Source organism: Streptomyces mayteni, assembly GCF_054783955.1.
Map to the genome: position 1 here is coordinate 1 of NZ_BAAGPR010000132.1, position 18,248 is coordinate 18,248.

Genomic DNA, 18,248 nt, shown 5'->3' on the forward strand with positions numbered 1-18,248 from the left:
GGCCACCGCCCCGGCCCAGACCTCGGCGGCCGGCACGCCAGGCGACTCCGGCTCGGCGGCCGCGGCGGCCGCCGCCCGCTCGGCGTGCGCCGCGCTGCGCCGCTGGAGCTCGTCCGTCAGCCCGCGTTCGCCGCGACCGCGCAACAACAGCAACAGGAAGGGGTCGGCGTCCAGCAGCCGCGCCACCTGGTAGCAGAGGGCGGCGGTGTGCGCGCAGTGGTCCCACTCGCCGCACTCGCACTCAGGATCCAGGTCGCCGATGCCGGTCAGCAGTTCGACGCCGGCCGCCTCCGCGTCCGCCACCAGCTGCGGCGGCATGTCCCGGTCGAGCAGCGCGGCTATGTGCCCGGCCTCGCCGGCCACCGTGCGCAGCAGCCGGTCCCACTCGGCGTCCGTCAGCCGCCGCAGCAGCACGTCCGACCGGTACGCCGCGCCGTCGGCGGCGCGAACCACAGCCGTCAGCCGGCCGGGCCGCACCGAGACCGCGCCGACCGCCCCGCCCCGCGCGGCCCGCCGCCCCTGACGCAGCCGCGCCGCGTCCAACGCGGTGTCCTCGAGCGCCTTCAGCCAGCTCAGCCCCCACCAGGTCGCGGCGAAGCCCCGCCCGGCGATCGGCGGCAGCGCCGCGAGGACCAGCTCCTCGGCCGACTCGTCCGCGGTGCCGCTCATCGTTCGTCCTCCTCGGTGGTGCCCGGGCCGCGCAGGGCCACGAGTTCGGCGAGCTCGGCGTCGTTCAGCTCGGTGAGCGCGCCCTCGCCCGAGCCGAGCACGGCGTCCGCCAGGGCGCGCTTGCGCCGCAGCAGTTCGGCGATCCGGTCCTCCACGGTGCCCTCGGCGATCAGTCGGTGCACCTGCACCGGGCGGTCCTGCCCGATCCGGTAGGCGCGGTCGGTGGCCTGGGCCTCGACGGCCGGGTTCCACCAGCGGTCGTAGTGCACCACGTGCTCGGCCCTGGTCAGGTTGAGCCCGGTGCCGGCCGCCCTGAGCGACAGCAGGAACACCGGCACCTCGCCGGCCGAGAAGGCGCGCACCATCTCCTCCCGGCGTGGCACCGGGGTGCCGCCGTGCAGCAGCAGGCTCGGCACCCCACGGTCGGTCAGCCGACGCTCGATCAGCCGCGCCATCCGCACGTACTGCGTGAAGACCAGCGCGCTGGCGCCCCCGGCCAGGATGGTGTCCAACAGCTCGTCGAGCAGCTCCAGCTTCCCCGACCGCCCCGGCAGCCGGGGCTCCTCCTCCTTGAGGTACTGCGCCGGGTGGTTGCAGATCTGCTTGAGCGAGGTGAGCATCTTCATCACCAGGCCGCGCCGGGCGAGGCCGTCGGCCCCTGACACGGCGGCCAGGCCCTCGCGCACCACGGCCTCGTAGAGCCCGGCCTGCTCCACGGTGAGCGCGACCGCCCGGTCCGTCTCCGTCTTCGGCGGCAGCTCGGGCGCGATGCCCGGATCGCTCTTGCGGCGGCGCAGCAGGAACGGCCCGACCAGCCGGGCGAGCCGCTCGGCCGCCGCCGGGTCGGTGCCGCCCTCGACGGCGTCGGCGTGGCGGGCGCGGAACGTGCCGAGGCGCCCGAGCAGCCCGGGCGTCGTCCAGTCGAGGATCGCCCACAGCTCGGTGAGGTTGTTCTCCACCGGGGTGCCGGTGAGCGCCACCCGGGCCCTGGCCGGGATGGACCGCAACTGCCCGGCGGTCGCCGAGAACGGGTTCTTGACGTGCTGGGCCTCGTCGGCGACCAGCAGCGACCAGTCGGCCGCGCCGGCCAGCCGCTCGGCGTCGAGCCGCATGGTGCCGTAGGTGGTGAGCACGAACTCGCCGTCGGCCAGGTCGCCGAGGTCACGGGACGCGCCGTGGTGGCGGCGCACCCGGGTGCCGGGGGCGAACGCGCCGATCTCCCGCTGCCAGTTGCCGAGCAGCGAGGCGGGGCAGACCACCAGCGTGGGCCCGGCGGTCGCCGGGTCGAGCTGGCGGTGCAGGTGCAGCGCGATCAGCGTGATCGTCTTGCCGAGGCCCATGTCGTCGGCGAGGCAGCCCCCGAGGCCGAGCGAGGTCATCCGGTGCAGCCAACCGAGGCCGCGCAGCTGGTAGTCGCGGAGCGTGGCGGCGAGCGCCCGCGGCTGGGCGACCGGTTCGCGGTCGGCGGCCTCCGGATCCGCCAGCCGGTCGCGCAGCGCGGCCAGCGCTCCGACGGCGGTGACCTCGAACCGCTCGCCGCCCTCCTCGGCGCTGCCGGTGAGGGCGGCGCCCAGCGCGTCGAGCGCCGACACCTTGCGGTCACCGCGCTCCCTGGCCCGCCGCAGCTCCTCGGGCGAGACCACCACCCACTGGTCGCGCAGCCGTACCAGGGGCCGGCCGGACTCGGCCAGCCGGTCGAGCTCCGCCCGGGTCAACTCGACGTCGCCCAGGGCGAACCGCCAGTCGAACGCGAACAGCGCGTCGGGCGAGAGGGTGCCGGTACCCGCCGACTCGGGCCGTGCCGGGCCCTCGTCGCCGACCACCGCGCGCGCGGTGAGTCGGCGCACCAGGTCGCGCGGCCAGTGCAGTTGGACGCCGGCGGCCTCCAGGGCCCGGGCGGTGGGCAGGTCGAGCAGCTCGGCCAGCTCCTCGTCGGCGAGGTCGACGGCGTCCGGCACCGCCGCGGTGAGCAGCGGCCGCAGCGGCTCCCAGGCGGCCGCGGCCCGGCGCAGGGTGAGCAGGGCGTCGGTGCGGGCGCGCGGGCCGAAGGCCCCGGTGGTCGCAGGGCCGCCGGACCACAGCTCGGCGGCGTCCGTCACGGTGCCGGGCTCGCTGAGGCTGTGCAGCTGGACCACGGCGCGGAACCGGGGCGTCGAACCGCCGGCGTGCTCCGTCGCCTCGACGCGCAGCGAGAGGCGGACGCCCGCGTCGTGGCCGGCGGCGACCGCCGTGGCCCAGGCGCGCTGCTCGGGCAGCCGGCGCGGCTCCTCGGCGGTGAACGCCGGCTCGCCGGCGGCCAGGGCGGCGGCGGGGGTGCGGGCGTCGGCGGCGGCGAAGGCGTCGAGGAAGGCGCGCAGCAGCGGTTCCGGACGCGGGAGCAGCAGCGGGTCCGGCGCGTCGGCGGGGGCGGGCAGCGGCACGGCGCGGGCCAGCGGGGGCATCGCGGCGGCGAGTTCGGCCAGCCGCGTGGCGTCGGCGGCGTCCAGCGGGCCGAGCCGCCAGGCGTCGTGGTCGGTCGCGCTCAGGCCGGGCAACAGCCGGCCGCGGGCGGCCAGTTGGAGGGCGAGCACGGCCGCGCCTCCCCAGTAGGCGGCGGTGGAGGCGGCGCCGGCGGCCCTGGCCCTGGTGAGGACGGGGAGCGCGGCGCGCACCGGGAGGACCACGGCTCGGACCGTGCGCGCCAGGACCGGCCCTTCTGGGCCCTCGGGCAGGGCCACGGTCAGCGGCTCGGCGGCCAGCTCCCGGAGGGCGGGCGCGACCTCGTCCCACCGGTCGTGCGCGTCGGCTTCGAGGTCCGCGGGGAGGAAGGCGACCCGGGAGTCGCGGGGCGGGTCGGCCGGCAGGAAGACGGCCGCGTGATGGACGAGTGCGGAGATCTGGGCGGGTGACGCCGGGCTCGCGGTCACAGCGCGGAAACATCTCCTCAAATTTGACTAGCTGGCGGTGCGCGGCCGAGGGTACCCCATCGCGGAGCCGATCGGGAAACGGGTGGTGCCGGCTCTCCGCGGGGTCGCCGCCCGGGCTCCCGGCGGCAGCTCGGCCGGCCGGCCGCCGGTGAACCCCCGCTCGCGCAGGGGGGTTAGGTACACCACCGACCGGGTGCTGCGGCCATGGTCGCCCAGGGTGCTCGCTTCGTAGCGTGAGCGACGTCCAGCCAACCGCATCCGGAGACCTCATGAGCCCATTCCCGGCACCGACCGTCGAGCGTTCCACCGCACCCGCCACACCCGCCGCATCCGGCGGCACCGAGGGCGAGTTCCCGCCGCTGCTGCGGCAGATCAAGGGGCAGGGCCTGCTGGACCGGCGCCGAGGCTGGTACGCGGCGGGCATCGCCGTCAACGCGCTGGCCCTGGCCGCCTTGGTCACCGCGGTGCTGCTGGTCGGCGACACCTGGTGGGTCCTGCCGCTCGCCGTGCCGCTCGCCCTCTTCTCCACCCGCACCTCCTTCTACGGCCACGACGCGGGCCACGCCCAGATAGCCCGCACCCGTCGCTACAACCGGCTGCTCGGCCTCGTCCACGGCAACCTGCTGCTCGGCATGAGCTCCGCCTGGTGGAACGACAAGCACAACCGGCACCACGCCAACCCCAACCATCTCGACAAGGACCCCGACGTCGGGGTCGGCGTGATGGTGTGGGCGGAACACCAGGCGGAGAAGCGCGTCGGCTTCGGCCGCTGGCTCACCCGTCACCAGGCCAGGCTCTTCTTCCCGCTGCTGCTCCTGGAGGGCATCGCGCTGAAGGTCGCCAGCGTGCAGATGCTGATCTCGGGCAAGGGCTGGGAGCGCCAGGGCCGGGCCCGCGGGGTCGAGGCGCTGCTGCTCGTGGCGCACTTCACGGGGTACGCGGCGCTGCTGCTGACCGCCATGTCACCCGGGAAGGCCGTGGTCTTCGCGCTGATCCACCACGCGCTGTTCGGGCTGCACCTGGGCTCCGTGTTCGCACCGAACCACAAGGGCATGGAGATGCCGGACCCGGACGGGGAGCGCTGGGGCCACCTGCGGCGGCAGGTGCTGACCTCGCGCAACGTGCGCGGCGGGCTCGTCACCGACTGGCTGATGGGCGGGCTCAACTACCAGATAGAGCACCACCTCTTCCCCAACATGCCGCGGCCGCACCTGCGGCTGGCCCGCCCACTGGTCCGGCACCACTGCCGGGAGGTCGGCGTCTCCTACGCCGAGACCGGGCTGCTCGACTCCTACCGGCTGGCGCTCGGCCACATGCACCGGGTCGGCGCCCCGCTGCGCGCCGCGAAGCGGGGGGAGCGGGGGGAGCGGGGGGAGCGGTAGCCGGGGGAGCGGTGCCGGGCGGTGCCCGTGGCGTTCGACCGGCCCGCCGGGGGGTGGGCCGGTCGAACGCGTTCCGCCGGGTCGGATTCCGGCACGACGGGAACCGGACGGAACGGTGGACACTGGATATACGTTTCATCGTGCGGGCGGCCGGTCGGTCGCCGCAGTCGAGGAGGTGGCGAGATGTCCCGTGGCGCCAAGGTCGCGGTGGGTGCGGTCGGCGTGGGGCTGCTGCTCTGGATCCTGACAAACTTCTGGATCGCCCTGCTGGTGATGGTCGGCGTCCCGGCCGCCGCCTATCTGCTGCTCGATCCGGCTCAGCGGCGCCGGCTGCGGCGGGTCGGCCGCAAGGAGCTCGGTTCCTGAGCCGATACCCGGTGGTCGCGCTGACCAGAGGAAACGGTACGGTCCCTTCCGGATAGCGGTACCGCACGGATGGTTGCCGACGGCCTCGTACTGGGGAAGGCTGACACAGCAGTCGCCTTATGAGAAGGGGGAGCTGGGGATGGCACTGAGCACCACGCTCGACTGGTTGTTGGACGACCTGGCGCAGCGCCTGCCACGGGTGCGGCACGTGCTGCTGCTGTCCAGCGACGGATTGGTGACCTCGGTCAGTCGCGGCCTGAAGCGGAGCAGCGCCGAGCATCTGGCGGCGGTCTCCTCGGGCCTGCACAGCCTCGCGAAGGGGGTCGGCGAGCACTTCGGCAGTGGCGGGGTGCGGCAGACCATGATCGAGTTCGACGACGGTGTGCTGTTCGTCACGGCCGCCGGGGACGGCAGTTGCCTCTGTGTGCTGGCCGGGGCCGACGTGGACGTCGGCCAGGTCGGGTACGAGATGACTCTCCTGGTCAACAAGGTGGGCGAGCATATGGGGCTCTCCGCCAGGGATCTGAACTGACCCCGACTGCCGAATCGTTCACTCCGGGGAATCGGGTGGTCACTCAGGGTTGCCTTCTGTGGAGCGGGCGCCTACTCTGATTACAGAGAGTAGTTGTTCTGTTCCGAGGAGGCTCCCGTGTCCACCATCCCGTCCCCGCCCCTCACGCCCGGCGCCCCGAGCGGGGCACCCGCCGAGGCCGCGGCGCCCGACCCAGGCGCCCGCCTGGTCGGCGCGACCGACGGCGCGGCCCTGCTGGACATCAGCCCCGCCCGGTTCGCCCGCCTGGCCAGGGGCGGCTGCCTCAGCCCGGCCGAGTTCCGGATCAGCCCCCTGCACATCATCACCTGGTGGTATCCGGCCGCCGAGCTGCGGCTCTTCGCGGACCGCGAGTCCGGGCTGCTCAGCGGCCCGATCCCGGAAGGGCTGCGCCGCGCGCTCCGCCGGGGTGAGGACTGGCGCCCCCGCCGTTGGCGCACCCGGCGCGTGGCCCAGCTGATCCGGCGCACCGCCGACCCGTGGCGGCGGGCGGCCGCGTTCGCCGCCGTGCTCGAGCCGCCGCTGCTCGCCCGGCTGGTGCCCGAGGCCAGGGAGCGCGTCCTGCTGCGGCGGCTCCGCCCGGCGCTGACCGCTCCGCCGCCACCCGGCTTCCACCCCCGGATGCTCGACGCGCTCCTCACCGCCACCGAGCCGGACGAGACCCGCTGGTACGTGCGCGGGCTCGAGCTGGCCCTGCGGGACGGGAGGTCCCGCCCGCCGGCCGGCCCGCGGCTCAGAGCTGGCCGACGTCCACGACCTTGATCACCGCCCGGGCCTCCGCGTCCGAGGCCGTCAGGTCGACCTCGGCCGAGATGCCCCAGTCGTGGTCACCTGCCGGGTCGTGGAAGGTCTGCCGCACCCGCCAGAGGCCGTCCTCCGGGCGCTCCTCGATCTGTAGCAGCCGCGGGCCGCGGGCCTCGGGGCCGGTGCCCAGCTCGTCGTACTCCTGCCAGTAGCCGTCCAGCGCCGCGGCCCAGGCGTCGGCGTCCCAACCCGACTCGGCGTCCAGCTCGCCGAGCTCCCAGGTCCGGTCCAGCGCCGCCAGCTCCACCCTGCGGAACATCGAGTTCCGCACCAGCACCCGGAAGGCCCGGGCATTGGCGGTCACCGGCTTCACCTGGTCCGCCCGCTCCCGCGCCTCCTCGGCGTCCTCGAGCTCCGGGTTCGCCAACTGCTCCCACTCGTCGAGCAGGCTGGAGTCGACCTGACGGACCATCTCGCCCAACCACGCCGTGATGTCCTGGAAGTCCTCGGACTTCAGGTCCTCGGGCACGGTGTGCTCCAACGCCTTGTAGGCGCCGGCCAGATAGCGCAGCACGATCCCCTCGGTGCGCGCCAACTCGTAGTAGGACACGAACTCGGAGAAGGTCATGGCACGTTCGAACATGTCCCGGACGACGGACTTGGGGGAGAGCGGATGATCGCTCACCCACGGATGGCTCTTCCGGTACAGGCCGAAGGCGTGGAACAACAGCTCGTCGAGCGGCCGGGGATAGGTGATGTCCATCAGCCGCTCCATCCGCTCCTCGTACTCCACCCCGTCGGCCTTCATCGCCGCCACCGCCTCGCCCCGCGCCTTGTTCTGCTGCGCCGCCAGGATCTGCCGGGGATCGTCCAACGTCGACTCCACCACCGACACCATGTCCAGGGCGTAGGACGGCGACTCCGGGTCGAGCAGCTCGAACGCGGCGAGCGCGAACGTCGACAGCGGCTGGTTCAGGGCGAAGTCCGCCTGCAGATCCACCGTCAGCCGCACGAGGCGGCCCTGCGCGTCCGGCGTCTCCAGCCGCTCCACGATCCCGCCGTCCAGCAGCGACCGGTAGATGGCGATCGCCCGCCTGATGTGGCGCAGCTGCTGCCGGCGCGGCTCGTGGTTGTCCTCCAACAGCCGCCGCATCGCGTCGAACGCGTTGCCGGGCCGCGCGATGATGGACAGCAGCATCGCGTGGGTGACGCGGAACCGCGAGGTCAGCTGCTCGGGTTCGGCCGAGATCAGCCGCTCGAAGGTGTTCTCGCCCCAGTTCACGAACCCCTCGGGCGGCTTCTTGCGCACCACCTTGCGCCGCTTCTTCGGATCGTCACCCGCCTTCGCCAGCGCCTTCTCGTTCTCCACCACGTGGTCGGGCGCCTGCGCCACCACGAACCCCGCGGTGTCGAAGCCCGCCCGCCCGGCCCGCCCCGCGATCTGGTGGAACTCCCTGGCCCGCAGCACCCGCACCCGGCTGCCGTCGTACTTGGTCAACGCCGTGAACAGCACCGTGCGGATCGGCACGTTGACCCCGACCCCCAGGGTGTCCGTCCCGCAGATCACCTTCAGCAGCCCCGCCTGCGCCAACTTCTCCACCAACCGGCGGTACTTGGGCAGCATCCCGGCGTGGTGCACCCCGATCCCGTGCCGCACGTACCGCGACAGGTTCCTGCCGAACCGGGTGGTGAACCTGAAGTTCCCGATCAGCGCGGCGATCTCGTCCTTCTCGGCCCGGGTGCACATGTTGATGCTCATCAGCGCCTGCGCCCGCTCCACCGCCTGAGCCTGGGTGAAGTGCACGATGTACACCGGCGCCTGATGGGTCTCGAGCAGCTCCGTCAGCGTCTCCGTCAGCCCCGTCGACCGGTACTCGTAGCTCAGCGGCACCGGGCGGGTGGCCGAGCGCACCACCGCCGTCGGCCGGCCGGTGCGGCGCGTCAGGTCCTCCTCGAACCGCGACATGTCGCCCAACGTCGCGGACATCAGCACGAACTGCGCCTGCGGCAGTTCCAGCAGCGGGATCTGCCACGCCCAGCCCCGGTCTGGCTCCGCGTAGAAGTGGAACTCGTCCATCACCACCTGGCCCACGTCGGCCTCCGCCCCGTCCCGCAGGGCGATCGAGGCCAGCACCTCCGCGGTGCAGCAGATCACCGGCGCGTCCGCGTTGACCGAGGCGTCCCCGGTGAGCATCCCGACGTTCTCGGTGCCGAGGATCTTGCACAGATCGAAGAACTTCTCGGACACCAGGGCCTTGATCGGCGCCGTGTAGAACGTCACCTCGTTCCTGGCCAACGCCGCGAAGTGGGCTCCCGCCGCCACCAGCGACTTGCCCGAGCCCGTCGGCGTGGACAGGACGACGTTCGCCCCCGACACCACCTCGATCAGGGCCTCCTCCTGCGCCGGATACAGGGTGATCCCCCGTTCGTGGGTCCACGACGAGAAGGCGTCGAAGAGGGCATCGGGATCGGCGTCGGCAGGCATCTGATCGATAAGGCTCACCGTCCCATACTGCCCGCACCCGACCCCCGAAGGGGAACCGGCCGGCCCACGGAAGATCACGAGGCACTACGCTGTCCCGCCGAAAGCAGTGTTCGATCAAGGCACGGACCCCGACAACCGCGGTGCGACACCGGCGCGTTGGCCCGGGGAACAGCTGAAGAAGGGGCGGGGAACGGTCATGATGGGACCGGCGCACTCACTGTCGGGGGCCATGGTGTGGCTGGGAATCGGAGCCGCCGCCGCGGCGGCCGACAACCCGATGCCCTGGCCGGTGCTCGTGGTGGGCACCCTGATCTGCGCGGGCGCCGCCCTCGCCCCCGACCTCGACCAGAAGTCGGCCACCATATCCCGCGCCTTCGGGCCGGCCTCCAAGCTCCTCGCCGGCGTCATCGACAAGCTCTCCGAGTCCGTCTACAACGCCACCCGCGGCAAGGGCGAGCGGCGCCGCACCGGCGGCCACCGTACGCTCACCCACACCTGGATCTGGGCCGTGCTGGTCGGCGCCGGATTCTCCCTCGCCGCCATCGCCTGGGGCCGCTGGGCCGTCCTGGTCACCCTCTTCATCCACATGGTGCTCGCCGTCGAGGGCCTGCTCTGGCGGATGGCGCGGGTCTCGAGCGACGTCCTCGTCTGGCTGCTCGGCGCCACCAGCGCCTGGCTGCTCGCCGCCGTGCTGGACGAGCCGGGGAACGGCGCCAACTGGCTGTTCGAGGACGAGCCCTACATGTGGCTCGGGGTGCCCATCGTCGTCGGCTCCATCGTCCACACCATCGGCGACTCGCTGACCATCTCCGGCTGCCCGATGCTCTGGCCGCTGCCCATCGCCGGCAGGCGCTGGTACCCGCTCGGCACCCCCTCGTTCATGCGCTTCCGGGCCGGCGCCTGGGTGGAGAACAAGGTGCTGATGCCGGTCTTCATGGTGATAGCCGCCGCCAGCGGCATAGGAGCCGTGGTACTGGCGGCCTGACCCCGGGGGCGGGCGCCGCCACGCCCCCGGGACCACTCACCTCAGCCGTGCCAGGAGCGCCACAGCGCGGCATAGGCCCCGCCGGCCGCCACCAGCTCGTCGTGGCTCCCCAGCTCGCTGATCCGGCCGTCCTCCACCACCGCGATCACGTCCGCGTCGTGCGCCGTGTGCAGCCGGTGGGCGATCGCGATCACCGTCCGCCCCTCCAACACCCGGGCCAGCGAGCGCTCCAGGTGGCGGGCCGCCCGGGGATCGAGCAGCGAGGTCGCCTCGTCGAGCACCAGCGTGTGCGGATCCGCCAGCACCAGCCGCGCCAACGCGATCTGCTGCGCCTGCGCAGGCGTGACCGAGAGCCCCCCGGAGCCGACCTCGGAGTCCAGGCCGTCCGGCAGCGCCCGCACCCACTCACCGGCGTCCACCGCGCCCAGCGCCGCCCACAGCTCGGCGTCCGTGGCGTCCGTCCGCGCCAACAGCAGGTTGTCCCGCAGCGGCCCCACGAACACGTGGTGCTCCTGGTTCACCAGCGCCACCTGCTCGCGCACCCGCTCCGCCGTCATCCCCGCGAGCCTGGCCCCGCCGAGCGTCACCTCGCCGACCCGCGGCGCGTAGATCCCGGCCAGCAGCCGGCCGAGCGTCGACTTGCCGGCCCCCGACGGGCCCACCAGCGCCATCCGGGTGCCGGGCGGCACGTCGAGCGACACCCCGTGCAGCACGTCGGAGCCGGCCAGGTAGCCGAACCGCACCCCGTCGGCAGCCAGTTCACGCCCGCCAGGCACCACCGACGCGTCACCCGCGTCGTCCTCGACCTCCCTGACCCCCACCAGCCTGGCCAGCGACACCTGCGCCACCTGGAGCTCGTCCAGCCAACGCAGGATCATGCCCACCGGCTCGATCAGCATCTGCGCCAGCAGCGCGCCGGTGGTCAGCTCACCCACCGTCATCCACCCCTGGAGCGTGAACCAGCCCCCGAGGAACAGCACGCCGACCAGGATCAGCACGTTGAAGACGTTGATCGTCGGGATCAGCACAGAGCGCAGCCAGAGCGTGTAGCGCTCCCAGGCGGTCCACTCCCTGACCCGCCGGTCCGACAGCGCGATCCGCTCCCGCTCCAGCCGGTGCGCCTCGATCGTCCGCCCGGCGTCCACCGTCTCGGCGAGCGCCGCCGCCACCGCCGCGTAGCCGGCGGCCTCCGAGCGGTAGCCCGCCGGCGCCCGGCGGAAGTACCACACGCACACCACGACCAGCACCGGCACCGCGAGCAGGACGCCGAGGCCCAACGGCGGGGCCGTGAACACGATGGCCGCCACCAGCAGCGCCGCCCACACCACGGCGATCGCCATCTGCGGCACCGCCTCGCGCATCGCCTTGGCGAGCCGGTCCACGTCGGTGTTTATCCGGGCCAGCAGATCACCCGTCCCGGCCCGCTCCAGCACCCCGGGCGGCAGCCCCACCGCACGTACCAGGAAGTCCTCCCGCAGGTCGGCGAGCATCCGCTCGCCGAGCACCGCGCCCCGCAGCCGCACCATGCGCACGAAGAACGCCTGGACCGCGAGCGCCACCGCGAAGAACGTGAGGGTCCGCCCGAGCGGCGGCTCGGACTCGCCGTCCGCCAGGTCCTGGATCAGCCCACCCAGCAGGTAGGGGCCGACCATCGAGGCCAGCACGGCCACGGAGTTCACGGCCACCAGCAGGGCGAACGCCCGCCGGTGCCGGCGCCACAGCTCGCGGACATAGGTGCGGACGGTCGTCCGGCCGGCCACCGGCAGTGTCGTCACGTGCTCGGTGGACGCCGGGTCGATCTCCGGCGGCTTCAGGCCGATCATGCGGTCTCCTCGGCAAGGTCCTGGGCAGGGCCCTCGGCGGGGTCCCGGCCGATGTCGGAAAGTCCGGCCGCGCCCGCCGGGACCGGCCCCGTGGCCTCGGCCGCGGTGTCGTCGTCCTCGGTCTCCCGGGTCACCACCGACCGGTACTCGGCCGTGCCGGTCAGCAGCTCACGGTGGGTCCCCACCGCGGACACCTTCCCGCCGTGCACGAACACCACCTCGTCGGCCCGGTCGAGCACCAGCGGGCTCGAGGTGAACACCACGGTGGTGCGGCCCGAGCGCAGCGCGCCGAGCCCGTCGGCGATCCTCGCCTCCGTGTGGGCGTCCACCGCGGACGTCGGCTCGTCGAGCACAAGCACCTCCGGATCGGCGATCAACGACCTGGCCAGCGCCAGCCGTTGGCGCTGGCCACCGGAGAGCGAGCGGCCCCGCTCCGTGATCCGCGCCCCCATCGGATCGCCGGCACCGCCGGCGGTCGTCTGGGCGAGCGCCGTCAGCACGTCCTGGCACTGCGCCGCGCCCAGCGCCTCCGCCGCGGCCACCCGGCCGGAGGCCGGCACCGAGAGCAGCTCGCGCAGCGTGCCGGAGAGCAGCACCGGGTCCTTGTCCTGCACCAGCACCGCCGTCCGCGCCGCGGCCAGCGACATCTCGTCCAGCGGGGCACCGCCGAGCTGGGCGGAGGGCTCGTCGTCCCCCTGCGCCGGGTGCCCGCCGAGCCGGGCGGCGAGCCGCTCGGCGAAGTCCGGGTCGCCGCAGACCACCGCGGTCAGCCGACCGCGGACGGCGAGGAGACCGGTCGCCGGGTCCCACAGGTCACCCGCGTTCGGCTCCTCGGCCGCGCCGGCGCCCGCGCCGTCGCCCACCGGCCGCTCGCGGCGCAGGCCGAGCACCCGCACGGCGCGCCTCGCCGACGGCCGGGAGAAGGTGAAGGCCATCGCCGCCTCCTGGAACAGCCGCAGCGGGAACAACAGGAAGCTCACCGCGGCGTAGATCGTCACCAACTCGCCCGCTCCCAGCCGCCCGTCACGAGCCAGCCCGACGCCCTGCCAGATCACCGCGATCATCAGCAGCCCCGGCATCACCACCTGGACGGCGTCGATCAGCGACCACATGCCGGCGTTGCGCACCGAGGCCCGCCGCACCTCCTGGGAGGCGCCGCGGTAGCGGTTCAGGAACAGCTCCTCGCCGCCGATCCCGCGCAGCACCCGCAGCCCTGCCACGGTGTCGGAGGCGAGCTCCGTCGCCCGCCCCGACCTGCTGCGCTCCTGGTCGGCACGGCGGGTCGCGGCCGGCAGCAGCGGCCAGACACTCAGGCAGACCGCCGCGATCCCGGCCAGCACCAACAACCCGATCCGCGGCTCGTAGACGATCAGCCCGACGCACACGCCGAGGGTGACCACCACCGCGGCGGCGAACCGGGAGAACGACTCGACGAACCAGCCGATCCGCTCCACGTCCCCGGTGGACACCTTGACCACCTCGCCGGCGGCCACCTGACGGGTGAGCACCCCGCCGAGCTCGGCGGTCCTGCGGGCCAGCAGCTGCTGCACCCGGGCGGCGGCGGTGATCCAGTTGGTCACCGCCGTCCGGTGCAGCATGGTGTCGGCGAAGGCCATCACCAGCGCGACCCCCAGCATCACCAGCCCCGTCGTCGCCAACCGGCGGCCGGACTCGTCCACCACGGCCTCGACGGCCATGCCCATGAAGATCGGCAGCGTCGCGATGGCCGCCATGTGCAGGGTGCCCCAGCCCAGGGACTTCGCCTGGCCACCGAGTTGACGGCGGAAGAGCCAGACCAGGAAGCGGAAGCCGGACCGTACGTCCGGATCACCGGGGTCGGCGTACGGAAGATCACGAATGTGCATGACGTCCCAGAGTCGGGTGTGGTCGGAAGTGGGCAACCTGGCAAGGGTCCTGAAGCCGACGGGCGAAAATCAACGGGTTTTTCCCGCCCGCTACCGGATCGCGTCAGACCCCGGAACCCGGGCTGACGTGCGGATCGAGTCGGTCGGACGGGGCGGCTGGTGGCGAAGTCTCTTCGACCGTCGCACGCCTGTCCGGAATCAACGCCGCGGCACGCCGGCGCACACCCGGCGCTTCATAAAGCGAGCGCGCGCCCGGCGCCCGCGCGATAGAACCGGGGGATGCGCCCGCGCCCCGACGAGGTCCTCCACTTCTCCGAGGACCCCACCATCGCCCTCTTCCGACCCCATGTGGCGGCCACCGCCCGGCAGGCCGAACCGTACGTGTGGGCCGTCGACTCCGCGCGCCCCCGACTACTGGTTCCCCCGTGACTGCCCGCGCGCCATGGCCTGGGCCGTGCCCGGTACCACCCCCGCCGATCGGGACCTGATCCTCGGCCCGGGCGGCGGCGACCGGGTGCACGCCGTCGAGTACGGCTGGCTCGAACGGATGGCGGCGGTCCAGCTGTACGCCTACCGGCTGCCGGCCGGGTCGTTCCGCCCCTTCGGCACACCGGTCGCGCACGCGATGGTGGCGACAGAAAACGTTGCTCCACTCGGTCCGGCGGAACCGGTGGGGGATGTGCTGGCGCTGCACCGGGCCGCCGGGATCCAGCTGCGGGTGCTCGACAACCTGTGGGAGTTCTGGGACGCGGTCGTCGCCAGCAGCCTGGGCTTCAGCGGCGTCAGGCTGGGCAACGCGGTCCCACGGGCGCCGGAGGCGCCCTCGGCGTGACCGCGGGTCGCCCCGCACCTCCCGGGTTCAACGCTCGAAGCCGGCGGGCCGCCGAACGGCCCGCGGCGGCCGCGCCACCGCCCGCGCCCGTTCAGCGCGTGCAGGCCGCCGGCCCCCGAGGCCGCCGGTTCGCCGCCCCTCGGTTGAAAAAAGGAACGCGCCAAGTGTTGACGGGACCGGCTACTGCTTCCACTATGAGGGACATTACCGCTGGGTGGGAGCGCTCCCATCCTCGGGGTGGTCACTCCCGGCGGTGTTCTCGTACCGATGACCAAGGATCGAGAAGGGCCGCAAACATGCCACCCCCCAAGGGCATTCCGGCCGTGCCTCGCCCCTCGTGGTTCGGCGGTTCGCCGCCGGCCTGTGAGAACCCGGCCAGGCGCGGGAACGATCCGGCCGTGGAGGCGCCCAGACCGGCGCGTGACGCGCGCGGCGAGGATCGCCGTCCACTGCTCAGGAACTGGATTCGGGAAGTCAACAGACTGAGCGCCTTCAACCGGCGGAGCCGGGGGGTGGATCTGTGAGCGGGCGGCGGCGCGCACGCTAGCGCCTCCGTCCTCAGGTCCGCGAACCCCCGCTTCCCGCCGTGGTGTCAGCCGCTCCGGGCCCCCTGCGGGAGGGGGTGTCCGGTGGGTAGCGGGTGCCGCCGCCTCGATGCTGCCGGGGACGAGCAGCCGGAGGTGGATTCCGCCCCGGGCGACTTCGTCGACGGGACCCGAAGTCGCTCGGGGCGGATGCGGCGAACGAGGTGGCGAACCGTTCACCTCTCATCGAGATCAGGTACGGCGCAGCCATTGACGAGTCCATGGCGAAGTCGGACCATATGGGCTGCCGCCGCCGGGTGGGAGCGCTCCCAAGTCCGATCGCCGATCGCCCCGCAGGGGCGTGAGGCGATCACCACCCGGCGGCGGTTCTCGAACCCCGACGACCAGGCAGGCCGATCAGGCCGTGACCGGGTCGCCCCGGCCGGCGTGCACTCCGCGTTCGGGGTGGCGCGCGCGGCCCCATACGAGGAGCAGACGCGATGGCTGTTCAGCAGTCCCCGAGGGCGGGGGAGTCCAGGCGGGTGGCCCGGCGGGCGGAGTCAGGGCCCGGGTTGTCCGTGGCCGCCGTCCGGGCGCTGGCGGTGCTCCGCATCGCCACCGGCGTGATCTTCTTATGGGCCTTCCTCGACAAGGCCTTCGGCTGGGGGTACGCCACCTCTGCCGAGAACTCGTGGACCCACGGCGGCTCGCCCGCCCGCGGTTACCTCACCGGCATCTCGGTGGGGCCGCTCGAGACCACCTTCCACTCGTGGGCCGGCGAGACCTGGGTCGACTGGCTCTACATGGCCGGCCTGTTCGGCCTCGGCGCCTCGCTGGTGGCCGGCGCCGGACTGCGGATCACCGCCGTCGCCGGGCCGCTGATGATGTTCTTCCTCTGGCTCAGCCAGTTCCCGCCGGCCCGCCACCTGTCGGACGGCACGCCCAGCATGTCGCCGAACCCGCTGGTGGACCAGCACGTCGTCTACGCCGTGGCCATGGTGGTCGTGGCGGCCTGCTCGGCCGGGCGGGTCTGGGGTCTCGGCGGCGTCTGGGCGCGGCTGCCCGTCGTCAGCCGCCACCGTTGGCTCCAGTAGCCGGCGCCCGTGAGCCGCGGGTGCGCGGGGAGTGAGCGAGGTCCTCCCCGCGCACCCGCCACCAGGTCGGTCGGCCCGGCCGACGTTCGGCGGGAGATTCTTGCCAGATCAGAACTGCACGTCGGAGCAGGCGTAGAACGCGTTCGCGGTGTCGTACACGTTCCAGACCGCCACGATCATGTGCCGGCCGGACTTCCCGGCCGGCAGCGTGCCCTGGTGGCTCTCCGTCGCGCTGGGTTGTGCGCCGTTCTTCGGCACCGTGAGGAACGGCCGGGGTTCGAGGTCGGCGCGGGTGAGCGGTTGGCTCGGGTCGTAGCTGTTGTTGGTGATGAAGTACTGGAAGTCGGTGGTGCGGTGCGCGGCGGTGATCCGCCAGCCGAAGGTGTACTGCTGGCCGGCCGTCAGCCGGTTCACCGGCCAACCGCCGCCCCGGGGGTTGTCGAGTTCGGCGAACCGCTGGTTGCCGCCTGAACATATCTGGCCGTCGGCGGGGCCGGCCTGTGGGAAGCCCTTGGGGCCCTCCACGCTCTGCGGCTCCCAGACGATCGACCCGCAGTCGCTCACCGCGCCCTGGGCGCAGAACGACTGGCGGCTGGTCGGGGTGGTGCTGTATCCGTGCGCCTGAGCCGTGCCGCTGGTGGCGACGACCGAGGCGGCGGCGAGGGCGGCGCCGATGGCCGCCGTGCCGATCCTGCTGCGCATGCTTCGCTCCAGGAGAGTCGTGGGGGGTGAGCGCTCCATGGCGGGATGCCGTGCTTTGGTCCAGACCAACTGTGACGTTACTGCCGGCAATTGGCCATGTCCATACCAATTGCGGGCTCCGAGGTGGTGCGGCTCAGGCGGCCCCGTCCGCCGGCGCGCGTCGGCGGCTAGACTGCGCGGGATGACCAGCGACGGCGACCGCGGAGCGCTGCCATGACGGGCGGCGACGGGGGGCCCGCGACCCTCCGGGAGGTGGCGGAGCGGGCCGGGGTCTCGATGGCCACCGTCTCCCGGGTGCTCGCCGACAACTACCCGGTCGCCCAGCGCACCAGGCAGCGGGTGCTGCGCGCCATCCGGGAGCTCGACTACGTCGCCAACACCCACGCCCGCGCGCTGCGCGGTCGTGGCACGCCGACCGTCGCCTTCGTGCTCAACGACGTGCGCGGCGCCTCCTTCGCCCAGGTCGCGCACGGCGTAGAGGAGGAGGCCGCGCGGCGCGGCCGCATCTGCCTGATCTGCACCACCCAGGGCGACCCGGAGCGGGAGCTCTCCGTGGTGCGCACCATGCGCGAACAGGGCGCCGGCGCCGTGATCCTGATCGGCGGGGTGGTGGACGACGCCGCCTACCGCGAGCAGATGACGGCCATCGCCCACTCGCTCGACGCCTCGGGCTCCCGGCTGGTGCTCTGCGGGCGGCCGCCGCTCGGCGACGCGGTGCCGGCGACCGTCGTGGAGTACGACAACGAGGGGGGCGCCTACGCCGTGGTGAGCCGGCTGCTCTCCCAGGGACACCGGCGGATCCTGTTCCTCGGCGCGGACCGCGCGGGCACCACCACCTCGGCCGGGCGGGTCGCCGGATACCGGCGGGCCCTGGCCGACTTCGACGCGCCCCGCGAGGACGGCCTGATCCAGGAGTCCGACTTCAACCGGCCCGACGCCTACGAGAACCTGCGCCGCCGGCTCGGCGCCGGGCGCGACTTCACCGCGGTCTTCGCCGTCACCGACACCGTCGCGGCCGGCGCCCTCGCCGCGCTCACCGACGCCGGGCTCAGCGTGCCGGGCGATGTCTCGCTCGTCGGCTACGACGACATCGACCTGGCGACCGACCTGCGGCCGCGGCTGACCACCGTGCACGTGCCCTATGCCGAACTCGGCAGGACCGCCGTCCGGTTGGCCCTCGGGCTGCGGGAGGGCGAGAGCTCGTCGGCCGAGCAGCAGGCGCTGTTCGGCACCCACGTGGTGGTCAGGGACTCGACCGCGCCGCCCGCCGGGCCGCCGCCACCCCGGGCGCGGCGCCCCGGCCGCCCCGGCACCGGGTGAC

General features: G+C 73.5%; 13 protein-coding genes and 1 pseudogene. 8 read left to right on the forward strand and 6 right to left on the reverse strand.

What is annotated here, in order from left to right; all coding sequences use genetic code 11:
* Both ACYVPE_RS34850 and ACYVPE_RS34855 read right to left on the reverse strand, forming a co-directional pair.
* Nucleotides 1-669, reverse strand: a 669-nt coding sequence (locus tag ACYVPE_RS34850; RefSeq protein ID WP_461037818.1) for an SWIM zinc finger family protein, incomplete at its 3' end; no start/stop codon positions are given.
* A complete protein-coding gene (locus tag ACYVPE_RS34855) occupies nucleotides 666-3,575 on the reverse strand; it encodes a DEAD/DEAH box helicase (RefSeq protein WP_461037819.1) in 2,910 nt (969 codons plus the stop codon). The genes ACYVPE_RS34855 and ACYVPE_RS34850, both read right to left, overlap by 4 nt.
* Nucleotides 3,576-3,844: 269 nt before the next feature.
* Between ACYVPE_RS34855 and ACYVPE_RS34860 the strand changes: the two genes are divergently transcribed.
* The 4 genes from ACYVPE_RS34860 (at nucleotide 3,845) to ACYVPE_RS34875 (ending at nucleotide 6,635) form a co-directional block, all read left to right on the forward strand.
* Nucleotides 3,845-4,957 (forward strand): fatty acid desaturase family protein, encoded by a 1,113-nt coding sequence (locus ACYVPE_RS34860; RefSeq protein WP_461037820.1) that lies wholly within the window; start codon nucleotides 3,845-3,847, stop codon nucleotides 4,955-4,957.
* Nucleotides 4,958-5,140: 183 nt separating this feature from the next.
* Entirely contained in the window at nucleotides 5,141-5,323 is a 183-nt protein-coding gene (locus tag ACYVPE_RS34865) for a hypothetical protein (protein ID WP_461037821.1), read from the forward strand.
* Between the two features lie 139 nt (nucleotides 5,324-5,462).
* Nucleotides 5,463-5,855 carry a roadblock/LC7 domain-containing protein gene (locus tag ACYVPE_RS34870; protein WP_132820834.1) on the forward strand — a complete coding sequence of 131 codons (393 nt, stop codon included), beginning with the start codon at nucleotides 5,463-5,465 and terminating at the stop codon, nucleotides 5,853-5,855.
* A gap of 117 nt (nucleotides 5,856-5,972) precedes the next feature.
* Nucleotides 5,973-6,635, forward strand: coding sequence for a DUF6397 family protein (locus tag ACYVPE_RS34875; RefSeq protein ID WP_461037822.1), 663 nt, complete (start codon nucleotides 5,973-5,975; stop codon nucleotides 6,633-6,635).
* Here ACYVPE_RS34875 and ACYVPE_RS34880 read toward each other — a convergent pair.
* Nucleotides 6,607-9,120, reverse strand: a complete 2,514-nt coding sequence (locus ACYVPE_RS34880) for a DEAD/DEAH box helicase (protein WP_461037823.1) — start codon at nucleotides 9,118-9,120, stop codon at nucleotides 6,607-6,609. The two genes, ACYVPE_RS34875 and ACYVPE_RS34880, sit on opposite strands and share 29 nt — an antisense overlap.
* 178 nt (nucleotides 9,121-9,298) lie before the next feature.
* On the opposite strand from ACYVPE_RS34880, the gene ACYVPE_RS34885 reads away from it, so the two are divergent.
* Nucleotides 9,299-10,087, forward strand: a complete 789-nt coding sequence (locus tag ACYVPE_RS34885; RefSeq protein ID WP_461037824.1) for a metal-dependent hydrolase — start codon at nucleotides 9,299-9,301, stop codon at nucleotides 10,085-10,087.
* Between the two features lie 41 nt (nucleotides 10,088-10,128).
* Here ACYVPE_RS34885 and ACYVPE_RS34890 read toward each other — a convergent pair whose 3' ends face one another.
* Both ACYVPE_RS34890 and ACYVPE_RS34895 read right to left on the reverse strand, forming a co-directional pair.
* Entirely contained in the window at nucleotides 10,129-11,910 is a 1,782-nt protein-coding gene (locus ACYVPE_RS34890; RefSeq protein ID WP_461037825.1) for an ABC transporter ATP-binding protein, read from the reverse strand.
* Nucleotides 11,907-13,775 (reverse strand): ABC transporter transmembrane domain-containing protein, encoded by a 1,869-nt coding sequence (locus tag ACYVPE_RS34895; protein ID WP_461037829.1) that lies wholly within the window; start codon nucleotides 13,773-13,775, stop codon nucleotides 11,907-11,909. The genes ACYVPE_RS34890 and ACYVPE_RS34895 overlap by 4 nt, the downstream gene beginning before the upstream one ends.
* A 279-nt stretch (nucleotides 13,776-14,054) precedes the next feature.
* On the opposite strand from ACYVPE_RS34895, the pseudogene ACYVPE_RS34900 reads away from it, so the two are divergent.
* A pseudogene (locus ACYVPE_RS34900) lies at nucleotides 14,055-14,607 on the forward strand (DUF6886 family protein).
* A gap of 1,024 nt (nucleotides 14,608-15,631) precedes the next feature.
* Entirely contained in the window at nucleotides 15,632-16,225 is a 594-nt protein-coding gene (locus tag ACYVPE_RS34905) for a hypothetical protein (RefSeq protein WP_461037826.1), read from the forward strand.
* A 108-nt stretch (nucleotides 16,226-16,333) separates the two neighbouring features.
* Here ACYVPE_RS34905 and ACYVPE_RS34910 read toward each other — a convergent pair whose 3' ends face one another.
* A complete protein-coding gene (locus ACYVPE_RS34910) occupies nucleotides 16,334-16,927 on the reverse strand; it encodes a lytic polysaccharide monooxygenase auxiliary activity family 9 protein (protein WP_461037827.1) in 594 nt (197 codons plus the stop codon).
* A 213-nt stretch (nucleotides 16,928-17,140) separates the two neighbouring features.
* On the opposite strand from ACYVPE_RS34910, the gene ACYVPE_RS34915 reads away from it, so the two are divergent.
* Entirely contained in the window at nucleotides 17,141-18,247 is a 1,107-nt protein-coding gene (locus ACYVPE_RS34915; RefSeq protein ID WP_461037828.1) for a LacI family DNA-binding transcriptional regulator, read from the forward strand.
* Nucleotide 18,248: the final 1 nt, after the last annotated feature.

Coding starts and splice junctions, on each gene's coding strand:
- ACYVPE_RS34860 (WP_461037820.1), top strand. CDS start 3,845: ATGAGCCCATTCCCGGCACCGACCGTCGAGCGTTCCACCGCACCCGCC.
- ACYVPE_RS34865 (WP_461037821.1), top strand. CDS start 5,141: ATGTCCCGTGGCGCCAAGGTCGCGGTGGGTGCGGTCGGCGTGGGGCTG.
- ACYVPE_RS34870 (WP_132820834.1), top strand. CDS start 5,463: ATGGCACTGAGCACCACGCTCGACTGGTTGTTGGACGACCTGGCGCAG.
- ACYVPE_RS34885 (WP_461037824.1), top strand. CDS start 9,299: ATGATGGGACCGGCGCACTCACTGTCGGGGGCCATGGTGTGGCTGGGA.
- ACYVPE_RS34890 (WP_461037825.1), bottom strand. CDS start 11,910: ATGATCGGCCTGAAGCCGCCGGAGATCGACCCGGCGTCCACCGAGCAC.
- ACYVPE_RS34895 (WP_461037829.1), bottom strand. CDS start 13,775: ATGCACATTCGTGATCTTCCGTACGCCGACCCCGGTGATCCGGACGTA.
- ACYVPE_RS34905 (WP_461037826.1), top strand. CDS start 15,632: ATGGCTGTTCAGCAGTCCCCGAGGGCGGGGGAGTCCAGGCGGGTGGCC.
- ACYVPE_RS34910 (WP_461037827.1), bottom strand. CDS start 16,927: ATGCGCAGCAGGATCGGCACGGCGGCCATCGGCGCCGCCCTCGCCGCC.
- ACYVPE_RS34915 (WP_461037828.1), top strand. CDS start 17,141: ATGACGGGCGGCGACGGGGGGCCCGCGACCCTCCGGGAGGTGGCGGAG.